Source organism: Duffyella sp. Ts4 (assembly GCF_051851875.1).
Classification (GTDB): domain Bacteria; phylum Pseudomonadota; class Gammaproteobacteria; order Enterobacterales; family Enterobacteriaceae; genus Duffyella; species Duffyella gerundensis.
The window spans coordinates 36,456-49,599 of record NZ_JBLYPN010000021.1; the positions used below are offsets into that span (position 1 = coordinate 36,456).

A 13,144-nucleotide genomic window follows, 5' to 3' on the forward strand; every position below is an offset into this window, starting at 1 on the left:
AGCGGTTTTTTTATGCCAGAAAAACAGCATCAATATTTTCTGAGATCCTCGCGCGTGACGCCGATATCTTTTAGCGCACTGTCAGTCAGACGACTGAGAATTCGCCGCGTCTGATAACGTAAAATTCTGCTGCGTATACCGTTAACGATGACCTTTCCCAAGGTAACCACGCTACACAAGCTCATCAGTTTGCCACATCTGTTTTCGCCCGCTTCCATTATTGCCTCCTCAGTAAGTTACTGAGCACATTGTCATCCCGACACCGCTGGCAATACAGATGCAAAAAACACCTTTTATTAACATACAGATTGGGCCAAATTAGATCTGAATGATAAAAACGGGCGCCATCTGTACTGGTTTGGCAAAAGAACGGAGAAATCTATCGTGACACGTTATCAAACGCTGGCAGCGTTGTTGGCCCGGCGCATCGAGCAGGGCCTGTATCGTAGCGGTGAGCGCTTACCGTCCGTACGGATATTAAGCGCTGAACATGGCGTCAGTATCAGCACCGTACAGCAGGCTTATCATCTGCTGGAGGAGAAGCAGATGATTACGCCACAACCGCGCTCGGGTTACTTTGTCAGCCTGCACAAAGCTACGCCGCCGCTGCCAGCGATGACCCGGCCCGCTCAGCGCCCGGTAGAAATTACGCAATGGGATGCCGTGCTGGATCTTCTGAACAGCCGGCAGGAAGAAGATATTTTGCAGATGGGCAGTGGCATGCCGGATGTTACCCAGCCGACATTGAAGCCGCTGTGGAAAATCATGGCACGGCTGGCCCAAAAGCAGGATCCGCGTCTGCTTAACTACGATACGTTACAGGGCCTGCCTGCGCTGCGCGAACAGGTTGCGCGCCTCGCTATTGACAGTGGCTGTCAGCTCAGCGCAGACGACATTGTTATCACCACCGGCTGTCATGAAGCCCTCTCGGTATCGGTACGGGCGGTTTGCCAGCCAGGCGATATTATCGCCGTTGAATCACCTGCATTTCACGGTACGCTGCAAACGCTGCGCGGCTTTGGCATTCGGGTTATCGAAATCCCAACGGATTCCGCCACCGGTATTAGCCTCGAAGCGCTGGAACTCGCTTTTGAGCAGTGGCCGGTGAAGGCGATTATTGCGGTGCCCAATATCAATAATCCGCTGGGTTTTATCATGCCGGAGCATCGTAAGAAAGCGCTGCTGTCGCTGGCGCAACGCTACGATGCTGCCATCATCGAAGACGATGTTTATGGCGAACTGACCTGGGAGTATCCGCGGCCACGGAGCCTGAAATCCTGGGATCTTGATGGCCGCGTGCTGCTTTGCAGTTCGATTTCCAAAACCCTGGCGCCGGGACTGCGGGTAGGCTGGGTGGCGCCGGGGCGCTATCGCGATCGCGTTATCCATATGAAATACATCGCCACCGGCTCTACTGCCACGCAGACGCAAATGGCGGTGGCTGAGTTTATTCGCCAGGGACACTATTTACCGCATCTACGCCGTATGCGTCAGATCTACCAGCGCAATTACGAGACGCTAAATTGTTGGGTACGCCACTACTTTCCCTGCGGCATCTGTGTTTCGCGTCCCGCTGGTGGCTTCCTGATGTGGATTGAATTACCGGAGCCGTTTGATGCTGTACGGTTGAACCGGACGCTTAGCGAATCAAGATTGCAGGTAGCAGTGGGCTCGCTATTTTCCGCCTCCGGAAAATACCGTAACTGCCTGCGCCTTAATTTTGCGTTACCGATGGATCATCGAGCCGAGCAGGCGCTGGCTGTTCTGGGCGCCGCCGCGGAGCATGCGATGGCTGACTGTGCCGTAGATGCATTGCCGACATTATCGACAGAATAGCGGTGGAAAGGCAGGGCCAGAGAGGAGAAACAACTGGCCCTGGTCAAACAGGCTTGTTCGACAGGCGCACTGTAATCGTCAGAGATACGGCGTTCGAGCAGTAAACCTTGCTGCTACGAGACGTGTCGAAAAATACCGCGCCTGGTGACAGCTGCTAACAGGCAGAGCACGAGGCGCGTTCCATTCTTGCTATATCTCAGCGTTGATCCGGTTCCGCCAGTGCCAGCAGTTCGGCGGTGGCCAGACGCCAGTCAGCGGCATGTGTGATGGCACTGACGACCGCAATGCTGCCCACCCCGGTCGCCAATACCTCCGGCGCGCGCGCCAGTGATATTCCGCCGATCGCCACCGTTGAGATCTCTCCCAGCCGAGCCAGATGGCGCTGCAGCTCGCTAATGCCTTGCGGCGCTGAGGGCATCGCTTTAGTTTGGGTAGGAAAAATATGCCCTAACGCAATGTAAGACGGACGCAGCGCCAGCGCACGATCCAGCTCAGCATCATCATGCGTGGAGATCCCGAGCCGCAAACCAGCCTGCTGAATGGCTTGCAGGTCGGCAACCTCAAGATCCTCCTGACCAAGATGAACGCCATAAGCCTGATGCTCGATCGCCAGCTGCCAGTAATCATTGATGAACAGGCGGGCTGCATATTTTTTGCCCAGGGTAATAGCGGCAACGATCGCAGGCTCAACGTCGATCGACGAACGATCCTTGATACGTAGCTGGATCGTTCGTACGCCAGCTGAAAGCAGGCGCTCGATCCACTCAACGCTATCCACAACCGGATAGAGGCCGAGGCGCGGCGCGGTAGCAGGGAAGGGTAGCATCACAGTTTCTCCTCGTTAATCGCGCCCACTGGCGGGTGAATGTCATCACCGCGCGGCATTATGCCAACATCAATCGGCTGGGCGGCTGCCTGTTTCGCCGCATAGTCACGCACTTCCTGCGTAATTTTCATTGAGCAGAATTTGGGGCCGCACATAGAACAGAAGTGCGCGACTTTGTTCGATTCCTGCGGCAGCGTTTCATCGTGATAAGCACGCGCGGTATGCGGATCAAGCGCAAGATTGAACTGATCTTCCCAACGGAATTCAAAGCGTGCCTTCGACATCGCATTGTCGCGGATCTGCGCGCCGGGATGCCCTTTAGCCAGATCGGCAGCGTGCGCGGCGATCTTGTAAGTAATCAAACCCTGTTTCACATCTTCTTTGTTGGGCAGGCCGAGGTGCTCTTTTGGCGTCACGTAGCAGAGCATCGCGCAGCCGAACCAGCCAATCATCGCCGCGCCAATGCCTGAGGTGAAGTGATCATAGCCGGGCGCAATATCCGTGGTCAGCGGGCCCAGCGTATAAAAGGGGGCCTCGTGGCAATGTTCCAGCTGCTCGGTCATATTACGACGGATCATGTGCATTGGAATATGTCCCGGACCTTCAATCATCACCTGCACATCATATTCCCAGGCGATACGGGTTAGCTCGCCCAGCGTCCGCAACTCGGCAAACTGCGCTTCATCATTGGCATCCTGAATCGAGCCGGGGCGCAATCCGTCGCCGAGCGAAAGCGAGATATCGTATGCGGCACAGATTTCACAGATGTCGCGAAAATGTTGATAAAGAAAACTTTCCTGATGATGAGACAGGCACCATTTCGCCATGATTGAGCCGCCACGCGAAACGATACCGGTAAGCCGTTTTGCGGTCATCGGCACATAGCGCAGCAGCACGCCAGCGTGAATAGTGAAATAGTCGACGCCTTGTTCAGCCTGTTCCAGTAGCGTATCGCGAAAAATCTCCCAGTTAAGGTTCTCCGCTATGCCATGCACTTTCTCCAGCGCCTGATAAATCGGCACGGTACCGATCGGCACCGGGCTGTTGCGTAAAATCCATTCGCGCGTTTCATGAATATAACGGCCGGTGGAGAGATCCATCACCGTATCGGCCCCCCAGCGCGTTGACCAGACCAGCTTCTCCACCTCCTCTTCAATGGAAGAGGTCACCGCAGAGTTACCGATGTTGGCGTTGATTTTCACCAGAAAATGACGGCCAATGATCATCGGCTCTGATTCCGGATGGTTAATGTTGGCCGGAATAATCGCCCGCCCGGCGGCAACTTCCTCACGTACAAATTCGGCGGTAATATTTTCCGGCAATTCGGCGCCAAAGGCGTTGCCTGCATGCTGCTGCCGCAGCACATCACCGCGAATACGTTCGCGGCCCATGTTTTCGCGCAGGGCGATAAACTCCATTTCCGGGGTGATGATGCCCTGGCGCGCATAGTGAAGCTGGGTAACACACTTGCCTGCTTTGGCTCTGCGTGGCTGCGGCAGATGCTCAAAGCGCAGATGATCGAGCCCTTCATCGGCCAGACGTTGCTGCGTGTAACCTGAGCTGAGCTGGCTAATGGTTTCACTGTCGCCACGTTGAGCTATCCAACCGTCACGTATGCGCGGCAGACCGCGGCGCACATCAATCTCCGCCAGTGGATCGCCATAGGGTCCGGCAGTATCGTAAACAGGAATGGCTTCGTTGGCTTCATAGCGCGGCGTCGCGCTGTCGCCGCTGATTAAGGTAGGACTGACCTGAATTTCGCGCAAAGGTACGCGAATATCGGGTTGGCTACCGATCAGCCAGATGCGGCGTGAATTAGGAAAAGCGGTGCCCTGCAGGGAGTCAATAAACTGCTGAGCATGCGCGCGTTGTTCACGGCGATTGGATGGTGTAACAGACATAGCAAGGTTCCATTTCAGATGAGGAATTTGCTTGTCCGGAGTTCGGAAGGAGTAACAGACGATGTCTGTACAGACGGCACTATGCCGTTCTGAGTAGATTTACTCTTGTTCCCTTCGCAGGTTCTAACCTGATCAGGTTCCGCGGATCCCGAATAAACGGTCTCAGCCCTAAGGCACTCCGACAAGAAGAAGCAATGGCGATGCTCAGCCATCACGGCGCAACAACAGTTGCGTGGTACAAAAAAGCCCCATTAGCATAATGAGGCCATTTTCAAACTACAAGATCAACCTTATGCCGGGCGCGCGATAACTTCGTCGTTAGCCACAGGCGCATGAACAAGATTGGTCTCAGACGCTAACTGAATCAGCGTATCTTCCAGCGTAAAACGAGCTTCGAGGATTTCGCCAACTTCAGACAATGCCTGTTGGAAAGCGATGTAGTTATCATCATCGATGGCATTTTCAAGATGCGTATCGTAAATCGCCATCAGACGTTCAGTATTCAGCTGCAGCGCCGGGTAGATTTGCGCGGCGGCGTTAAGAGGGCTGGTGCCTTCAACGTCATCAATAATGCGCTCATATACGCTGAAATGGCCGGTCGACAGATAATCGACTAAATTTTGGCAAAAATTATCCAGCGCTTTTTCATCCAGTACGGTCAGCGGCGATTTGCCAGGCTTGATCCCTACCGTTTGGTAATACGTAACGAGGAGCTGGCGGCGAGCATTCAGCCAAAAATCTACCAGTTCGTTACTTCCACCTACGCGCTCTGTCAGGAGATTTAACTGGTTGAGCATAATTGACTCCGTGTGAGTTATAGTTTCAATGCATTTGGTCCTGCAACTTCTTCAGAGTGCCAGTAAAAGCGAAGGATAACCATTATTTATGCAACATGAGATCTCAAGCGTAGACGCAGGCTGGTGGATTGTCAGCCATGAAAACAAACTTTGGTTACCTGATGGCGAATTACCGTACGGATCGGCGGAAAAATTTGCGCTGGTCGGCGCACAGGCGATGCCAGTAGGCGAATGGCAGGGCGAAACGGTGTGGCTAATTCGTGAAAACCGCGACGAGCACATGATGTCGGTCAGGCAGCTAATCGATTTGGATGTGGGACTGTTCCAGCTGGCCGGGCGCGGAGTGCAGCTGGCGGAGTTTTATCGCTCACATCGCTGGTGTGGTTACTGCGGTCATGAAATGAATCTCAGCACCCGCGAGTTTGCGGCACTCTGTCCGCATTGCCGCCAGCGCTACTATCCGCAGATTGCGCCCTGCATTATCGTGGCGATCCGCCGCGGCGATCGCATTCTGCTGGCGCATCACGCCCGCCATCGCAGCAATATTTATACCGTGCTTGCCGGATTTGTCGAAGTCGGGGAGACCCTCGAGCAGACGGTGGCGCGCGAAGTGATGGAAGAGAGCAACGTGAAGGTGAAAAACGTACGTTATGTCACGTCACAACCCTGGCCTTTCCCGCAGTCATTGATGGTGGCCTTTATGGCGGACTACGACAGCGGCGATCTGCAGCCCGATAAAAAAGAGTTACTGGATGCCGACTGGTTCCGTTATGACCAGCTGCCGTTGTTGCCGCCAGCAGGCACCGTCGCGCGTCGGCTCATTGAAGATACCGTTGCCCTGTGCCGCGCAGAAGCAGAATGAATGCTACACTGCGCGCCTGTTTTTAAGAGATTTTAGCCATGAGTGAATTGAAGAACGATCGTTATCTGCGCGCCTTGTTGCGCCAGCCTGTAGACGTCACGCCGGTCTGGATGATGCGCCAGGCAGGCCGCTATTTGCCGGAGTATAAAGCGACGCGCGCCATCGCAGGCGATTTTATGTCGCTGTGTAAAAATGCCGAACTCGCCTGTGAGGTGACGCTGCAGCCGCTGCGGCGTTATCCGCTGGACGCCGCGATTCTGTTCTCCGATATCCTGACGATTCCGGATGCCATGGGATTAGGGCTCTATTTTGAGGCAGGTGAAGGCCCGCGTTTCTCCTCTCCGATTACCTGTCGTGCCGACGTTGATAAACTGCCGATTCCCGATCCTGAACAGGAACTGGGCTACGTCATGAATGCCGTGCGCACCATTCGCAAAAATCTGCAGGGCGAGGTGCCGCTGATTGGCTTTTCCGGCAGCCCGTGGACGTTGGCTACCTATATGGTGGAAGGCGGGAGCAGCAAGGCGTTTACCAAACTCAAGAAAATGATGTATGCCGAGCCGACCACGCTGCACGCGATGCTCGATAAGCTGGCTGACAGCGTCACCCTTTATCTCAACGCGCAGATCCGCGCTGGCGCCCAGTCGGTGATGATTTTCGATACCTGGGGCGGCGTGCTCACCGGCCGCGACTACCTTGAGTTCTCACTGCATTACATGCACAAAATTGTCGATGGTCTGCAACGCGAAAATGAGGGGCGCCGTGTGCCCGTCACGCTGTTCACCAAAGGTGGGAATCAATGGCTGGAAGCGATGGCAGCCACCGGCTGTGATGCGCTGGGGCTGGACTGGACCATGGATATTGCTGATGCGCGCCGCCGCGTAGGCGACAAGGTTGCGCTGCAGGGCAATATGGATCCTTCTATGCTTTATGCACCGCCTGCACGGATTGAGCAGGAAGTGGAAACTATTTTGCAGGGATTTGGCAACGGCAACGGGCATGTCTTTAACCTGGGCCATGGTATTCATCAGGATGTACCACCAGAACATGCCGGCGTTTTTGTCGAGGCAGTGCATAAGCTGTCGCGAAAATATCATCAGGAGTAACCGTGGATATACAGGCTTTACGCGCCGAACAAATTGAACGAGCTGCGCAGGTTGTGCGGCATGATGACTTTGAGGTTATGCCACCCCGTTTAATCGGCGGTGCTGACGTTGGTTTTGAAGAGGGAGGCGACGTCACGCGTGCCGCGCTGGTGCTGCTGGAGTATCCCTCGATGAAGCTGGTGGCGCACACGGTGGCGCGCGTAGCCACAACGATGCCCTACATTCCTGGCTTCCTCTCGTTCCGCGAATATCCGGCCTTACTGGCGGCATGGCAGCAGCTCGATCAGCATCCGGATCTGCTGTTTGTTGATGGTCATGGCATTTCCCATCCGCGTCGACTCGGGGTTGCCAGCCATTTTGGTCTGATGGTGGATGTCCCGACCATTGGCGTGGCGAAGCGCCGGTTATGCGGTAAGTTTGCTGACCTGTCGGAAGAGCCTGGCGCTCGCCAGCCGCTGATGGACAAAGGTGAGCAGCTGGCCTGGGTATGGCGCAGCAAAAAGCGCTGCAATCCACTGTTTGTCTCGACCGGCCATCGCGTTAGCACCGATACCGCGCTGGAGTGGGTTGAACGCTGCATGGGCGGATATCGCCTGCCCGAACCGACGCGCTGGGCAGATGCGGTGGCGTCACGTCGACCGGCCTTTGTTCGCTGGCAACAGCAGCCTTAATGCCGCTTTTGCTGTACACTGCCGGCAGAAAAATCACCAAGAGATTGCCCCATGTTACGTAACCCAATTCATCTGCGGCTGGAGAAGTTAGAAAGCTGGCAGCATATGACGTTTATGGCCTGTTTGTGTGAACGTATGTATCCCAACTACTGGGCGTTTCATCAGCAGACCGGTTTTGCCGATGCTCAGCTTTATCGTCGTCTGCTCGATCTGGTGTGGGAGTCATTGACGGTAAAAGATGCCAAAATCAATTTCGACAGCCAGCTGGAGAAATTCGAAGAGGCGATCCCCAACGGCGATGATTTCGATGTGTATGGCGTTTATCCCGCTATCGATGCCTGTGTTGCTCTGAGTGAAACGGTGCATGCGCTGCTGAGTGGCGACACGCTGGATCGGGCGATCGAAGTCAGCGAGACCTCAATCACTACCGTGGCGATGCTGGAAATGACCCAATCCGGACAGGAAATGTCCGATGATGAGTTAAAAGATAATCAAGGCGTCATCGACGAATGGGACGCGCAATGGGAGATATTTCGCCTGCTTGCCGCCTGTGAAGAACGTGACGTGGAATTGATAAAAGGATTACGTTCAGACCTGCGGGAAGACGGATTCAGCAACATCGGTATAAAAATTCAGCAGTAAGGCGATAAAACGTGACTCCAGGCCTGATTTGTCGCGCCTAAAGGCTTCACATTCGCCCCCCGTCTGGTCTACATTTGGGGGGCTGAAAAATGTGGCTATCGGTGCGCGCAGGCTGAAGAGTGCCAGCCGTTGGCTTTTCCCTCGCACTTGATGCTTAGCAAGCGATAAATACACTGTAAGGATAACTTATGAACAAGACTCAACTGATCGATGTAATTGCAGACAAAGCGGATCTGTCAAAAGCCCAGGCTAAAGCAGCTCTGGAATCCACTTTGGCAGCGATTACTGAGTCTCTTAAAGATGGTGATGCTGTACAACTGGTTGGTTTTGGTACTTTTAAGGTTAACCATCGTGCTGAGCGTACTGGCCGCAACCCGCAGACTGGCAAGGAAATCAAAATTGCTGCTGCAAACGTACCAGCGTTCGTATCTGGTAAAGCACTGAAAGACGCTGTTAAGTAAGTTTTGTAGTAGTAAAAGGTTTAAACAGAGGGGCTTAAAAGCCCTTTTGTTTTCTCCTCGTGATAAACCTGATTCCTTATATCCAGCATCGCTCTCGTCCGCGGGACCCTATGAAAATCCTCACCCTCATATTGAGCGTTCTGCTTGTTGGCTGCAGCTCTCACTCTTCTCTTCCCGATTTTACGGCCAGCGGCTATCTTGCCGATCGCGGTGTTGTCCGCATCTGGCGCAAAAACAGCGATCGTGACAGCGTACACATGATGACTGTCTTTACCCCATTTAGCGGTGGAACGGCAGATGTGACGCATTACAACTGGGTGGACGGAAAGCTGATGAGCATTGCGCGCCAGGTAAAAGGCGATCGGCCGGATGATGTGACGTTGCGCTTTAACGCCGAGGGTAAGCTGAGCTTTATGCAGCGCCAGCTAGCGGGGCAGCGGCAAGCGGTCAGTGACGAAACGGTGGCACTCTATCAGTTCGATGCTGGTCGGATGCGCGATATCAGTGACGCACTGCTGGCAGGCCGGATTATGTTGCATCAGGGTCACTGGCTGGGCGATGGCCGTGTACAAAGCTGTGAAGGGACTATTTTAACGCCGGACTTCGATGCCGCAACGCGCCAGCGTATCAGCCAGATGTGGATGCGTGACAAACAGGCGACGATGCTAGCGTGGCTGGAAGGACCAGATGGCAATGAATTGTTGTTGCAGGGGCAGGCCGATGATTGCCAGTGGCAACCGCGAGAGGCAACCTTTTAACAGCAGGGACATCGTGTGCCCCTGCCGAATACAAGCTACTTGCGATCGATTGCGCGCCAGCCGATATCGCTGCGGCTGAAGCTGCCGGTCCATGAAATGTCTTTCACCAGTTCGCGAGCACGCTGCTGCGCATCAGCAACATCGTCACCTAACGCCGTGACGCATAAGACGCGCCCGCCATTGGTAACCACCACATCGCCCTGCATTTTGGTGCCGGCATGAAACACTTTGCGGTCGTCTGGCTGCTCCAGAGGCAGGCCATGAATCTGCAGGCCAGTCTGATAATCGCCGGGATAGCCGCCTGCGGCCAGCACGATGCCCAATGCCGGACGCGGATCCCATTGTGAATCCTGCTGATCCAGCGTGCCTTCGCAGCCCGCCAGGCATAGCTCAACCAGATCCGACTGCATACGCAACATAATGGGCTGCGTTTCCGGATCGCCAAAGCGGCAGTTAAACTCAATGACTTTGGGTTGCCCCTCATCATCGATCATCAGGCCCGCATAGAGAAAGCCGGTATAGACGTTGCCTTCGGCTGCCATGCCGCGCACCGTTGGCCAGATAACCTGATCCATTACGCGTTGATGAATCTCATCAGTGACGACCGGAGCAGGTGAATAGGCGCCCATGCCGCCGGTATTAGGACCGGTATCACCATCGCCTACGCGTTTATGATCCTGGCTGGTGGCCATGGGCAGAACGTTTTCGCCATCCACCATAACGATAAAGCTGGCTTCTTCGCCGGTCAGAAACTCTTCAATCACGATGCGATGGCCCGCATTGCCAAAAGCATTGCCCGCCAGCATATCTTCTACGGCAGCTTCCGCTTCCTCCAGCGTCATCGCCACAATCACGCCTTTGCCCGCCGCGAGACCATCGGCCTTTATCACAATTGGCGCGCCTTTTTCCCGCAGATAAGCCAGGGCAGGTTCAACCGCAGTGAAGTTCTGGTATTCCGCGCTGGGAATGTGATGGCGTGCCAGAAAGTCTTTGGTAAAGGCTTTCGATCCCTCCAGCTGTGCAGCGGCCTGCGTGGGGCCAAAAATTTTCAGACCGGCAGTGCGAAAGGCGTCAACTACGCCAATCACCAGCGGTGCTTCCGGACCCACAATCGTTAAGTCGATATTTTCGCTCTGTGCGAATCGCAGCAGGCCATGAATATCGGTTGGGCTGATATCCACATTTTGCAGCGCCGGTTCCAGCGCCGTACCGGCATTACCGGGCGCGACATAAACGGTTGTCGCCAGCGGCGACTGAGCCGCCTTCCATGCCAGCGCGTGTTCACGTCCGCCGTTGCCAATGACCAGAATTTTCATCGTTCGGTTCTCCTGCTGATTAATGACGGAAGTGACGCATATCGGTGAAGATCATCGCGATGCCGTGTTCGTTGGCAGCGGTAATGATCTCTTCATCGCGGATTGAACCGCCAGGCTGGATCACACAGGTGATACCTACGGCGGCAGCGGCATCAATACCATCGCGGAACGGGAAGAAGGCGTCAGATGCCATCGCCGAACCTTTTACCTCCAGCCCCTCATCGCCGGCTTTGATACCGGCAATTTTAGCCGAGTACACGCGGCTCATCTGACCGGCACCAATGCCGATGGTCATCTTATCGCGCGCGTAAACAATCGCGTTGGATTTAACGAATTTGGCCACTTTCCAGCAGAACAGCGCATCACGCAGTTCCTGCTCGCTGGGCTGACGCTGGCTAACCACGCGCAGCTGGCTCTCATCCACCATGCCAAGATCGCGATCCTGAACCAGCAGACCGCCGTTGACGCGTTTGAAATCGAGGCCATGCTGGCGCGCCTGCCACTGACCGCAAATCAGAACGCGAACGTTCTGCTTGGTGGCGGTAATGGCTAAAGCAGCTTCACTGGCCGCTGGCACAATGATCACTTCAACGAACTGACGGCTGACAATTGCCTGGGCTGTTGCTTCATCCAGCTCGCGGTTGAACGCGATAATGCCGCCAAAGGCTGAAGTAGGATCGGTTTTCCATGCACGCTCATAGGCATTGAGCAGACTATCGCCGATGGCTACGCCGCAGGGGTTAGCGTGTTTAACGATAACGCAGGCGGGCTCATCAAATTCTTTCACACATTCAAGAGCAGCATCGGTGTCAGCAATGTTGTTATAAGAGAGCGCCTTGCCCTGAACCTGACGTGCGGTAGCCACTGAGGCTTCCGTGACGTTCTCTTCTATATAGAAGGCCGCGTCCTGATGGCTGTTCTCACCGTAACGCATATCCTGCTTTTTGATGAAGTTGAGGTTAAGCGTGCGCGGGAAGCGACCCGCAGGTTCCGCGGAGTCGCCGTGATAGGCAGGCACCATGCTGCCAAAGTAGTTAGCGATCATGCTGTCGTAAGCGGCGGTGTGCTCAAAAGCTTTGATCGCCAAATCAAAACGCGTCACCAGCTGTAGCGAGTTATTGTTGGTATCCATCTCTGCGATGATGGCTTCGTAATCACTGCTCTTCACTACGATCGCCACATCTTTGTGATTCTTGGCGGCAGAGCGCACCATGGTTGGCCCGCCAATATCGATATTCTCAACGGCGTCTTCCAGCGAGCAACCTTCGCGTGCAACGGTTTCTGCAAAAGGGTAGAGATTGACGACAACCATATCAATTGGCTCAATCTGATGCTCTGCCATGATGGCATCATCCTGGCCGCGACGGCCCAAAATGCCACCATGCACTTTCGGATGCAGCGTTTTCACCCGGCCATCCATCATTTCTGGAAAACCGGTGTAGTCAGAAACTTCAGTAACCGGAAGGCCAGCATCAGCCAACAAGCGAGCAGTGCCGCCGGTAGAGAGAAGTTCAACACCGCGGCTGGAAAGTGCCTGAGCGAATTCGAGGATACCGGCTTTATCAGAGACGCTGAGTAGCGCACGGCGGACAGGACGAGGTTGTTGCATGGTGGTTTTATCCCTTGGCTTTGGTTCGCAAGTAAAGAGCGTTACATCAAGCCTGCATTTCTTCTCTCTATAAAGAAACAAAAGCTTCAGGTAACGCCCCAATAGGGGCGGCCAATTTGCGCGGGCATTGTAGCGAAAACGTTTGCGCGATGCTCGTCAAAATTACTCTGCGTCGGGCATTGTGGATAAATTTGTGCATAACTGCGTATAAGGCGGCCTTTTGCTGTGGAATGCAGCAAACGATCGATTTTATGCAAATTAGCGGTTGCCGCGCGGCGCGAACTCCCTATAATGCGCATCCAACGACACGGCACAACGGCTTACACAGCACGGTGTGCAGGATGAGGAAACTCTCCAGC

13 protein-coding genes and 1 riboswitch are annotated in these 13,144 nt (G+C 54.6%); of the genes, 7 read left to right on the plus strand and 6 right to left on the minus strand.

From position 1 onward, the window contains the following. Positions 1–29: 29 nt before the first annotated feature. Positions 30–218, minus strand: a complete 189-nt coding sequence (locus tag ACJY2L_RS19035) for a DUF1127 domain-containing protein (protein ID WP_439214606.1) — start codon at positions 216–218, stop codon at positions 30–32. Between the two features lie 166 nt (positions 219–384). On the opposite strand from ACJY2L_RS19035, the gene ACJY2L_RS19040 reads away from it, so the two are divergent. Next, positions 385–1,836, plus strand: a complete 1,452-nt coding sequence (locus ACJY2L_RS19040) for a PLP-dependent aminotransferase family protein (protein WP_439214604.1) — start codon at positions 385–387, stop codon at positions 1,834–1,836. Between the two features lie 196 nt (positions 1,837–2,032). Here the strand turns inward: ACJY2L_RS19040 and thiE are convergent, their stop codons facing one another. The 3 genes from thiE to ACJY2L_RS19055 form a co-directional block, all read right to left on the minus strand. Beyond that, on the minus strand, positions 2,033–2,662 hold the full coding sequence (gene thiE, locus ACJY2L_RS19045; RefSeq protein ID WP_439214610.1) for a thiamine phosphate synthase: 630 nt from the start codon (positions 2,660–2,662) through the stop codon (positions 2,033–2,035). Next, entirely contained in the window at positions 2,662–4,563 is a 1,902-nt protein-coding gene (gene thiC, locus ACJY2L_RS19050) for a phosphomethylpyrimidine synthase ThiC (protein ID WP_439214602.1), read from the minus strand. The genes thiE and thiC overlap by 1 nt, the downstream gene beginning before the upstream one ends. A 92-nt stretch (positions 4,564–4,655) precedes the next feature. Then, positions 4,656–4,754, minus strand: a riboswitch (TPP riboswitch). A 99-nt stretch (positions 4,755–4,853) separates the two neighbouring features. Next, a complete protein-coding gene (locus ACJY2L_RS19055; protein WP_067434388.1) occupies positions 4,854–5,360 on the minus strand; it encodes an Rsd/AlgQ family anti-sigma factor in 507 nt (168 codons plus the stop codon). An 88-nt stretch (positions 5,361–5,448) separates the two neighbouring features. On the opposite strand from ACJY2L_RS19055, the gene nudC reads away from it, so the two are divergent. The 6 genes from nudC to ACJY2L_RS19085 all read left to right on the plus strand — a co-directional run bounded on the left by nudC (position 5,449) and on the right by ACJY2L_RS19085 (position 9,860). Continuing rightward, positions 5,449–6,222 (plus strand): NAD(+) diphosphatase, encoded by a 774-nt coding sequence (gene nudC, locus ACJY2L_RS19060; protein WP_067434385.1) that lies wholly within the window; start codon positions 5,449–5,451, stop codon positions 6,220–6,222. 38 nt (positions 6,223–6,260) lie between these two features. Continuing rightward, complete coding sequence (hemE, locus tag ACJY2L_RS19065; protein WP_067434382.1) at positions 6,261–7,328, plus strand: uroporphyrinogen decarboxylase; 1,068 nt, start codon at positions 6,261–6,263, stop codon at positions 7,326–7,328. Between the two features lie 2 nt (positions 7,329–7,330). Further along, positions 7,331–7,999, plus strand: coding sequence for a deoxyribonuclease V (gene nfi / locus ACJY2L_RS19070; protein ID WP_067434379.1), 669 nt, complete (start codon positions 7,331–7,333; stop codon positions 7,997–7,999). A 51-nt stretch (positions 8,000–8,050) separates the two neighbouring features. Beyond that, positions 8,051–8,641, plus strand: a complete 591-nt coding sequence (locus tag ACJY2L_RS19075; RefSeq protein ID WP_067434377.1) for a YjaG family protein — start codon at positions 8,051–8,053, stop codon at positions 8,639–8,641. Positions 8,642–8,829: 188 nt separating this feature from the next. After that, positions 8,830–9,102 carry a nucleoid-associated protein HU-alpha gene (gene hupA / locus ACJY2L_RS19080; protein ID WP_439214600.1) on the plus strand — a complete coding sequence of 91 codons (273 nt, stop codon included), beginning with the start codon at positions 8,830–8,832 and terminating at the stop codon, positions 9,100–9,102. A gap of 110 nt (positions 9,103–9,212) precedes the next feature. Continuing rightward, positions 9,213–9,860, plus strand: coding sequence for a DUF1481 domain-containing protein (locus tag ACJY2L_RS19085; protein ID WP_439214598.1), 648 nt, complete (start codon positions 9,213–9,215; stop codon positions 9,858–9,860). Positions 9,861–9,895: 35 nt separating this feature from the next. Here ACJY2L_RS19085 and purD read toward each other — a convergent pair whose 3' ends face one another. Both purD and purH read right to left on the minus strand, forming a co-directional pair. Beyond that, a complete protein-coding gene (gene purD / locus ACJY2L_RS19090) occupies positions 9,896–11,176 on the minus strand; it encodes a phosphoribosylamine--glycine ligase (protein WP_067434367.1) in 1,281 nt (426 codons plus the stop codon). A gap of 19 nt (positions 11,177–11,195) precedes the next feature. Further along, complete coding sequence (gene purH, locus ACJY2L_RS19095) at positions 11,196–12,785, minus strand: bifunctional phosphoribosylaminoimidazolecarboxamide formyltransferase/IMP cyclohydrolase (RefSeq protein ID WP_439214596.1); 1,590 nt, start codon at positions 12,783–12,785, stop codon at positions 11,196–11,198. Between the last annotated feature and the right edge of the window lie 359 nt (positions 12,786–13,144).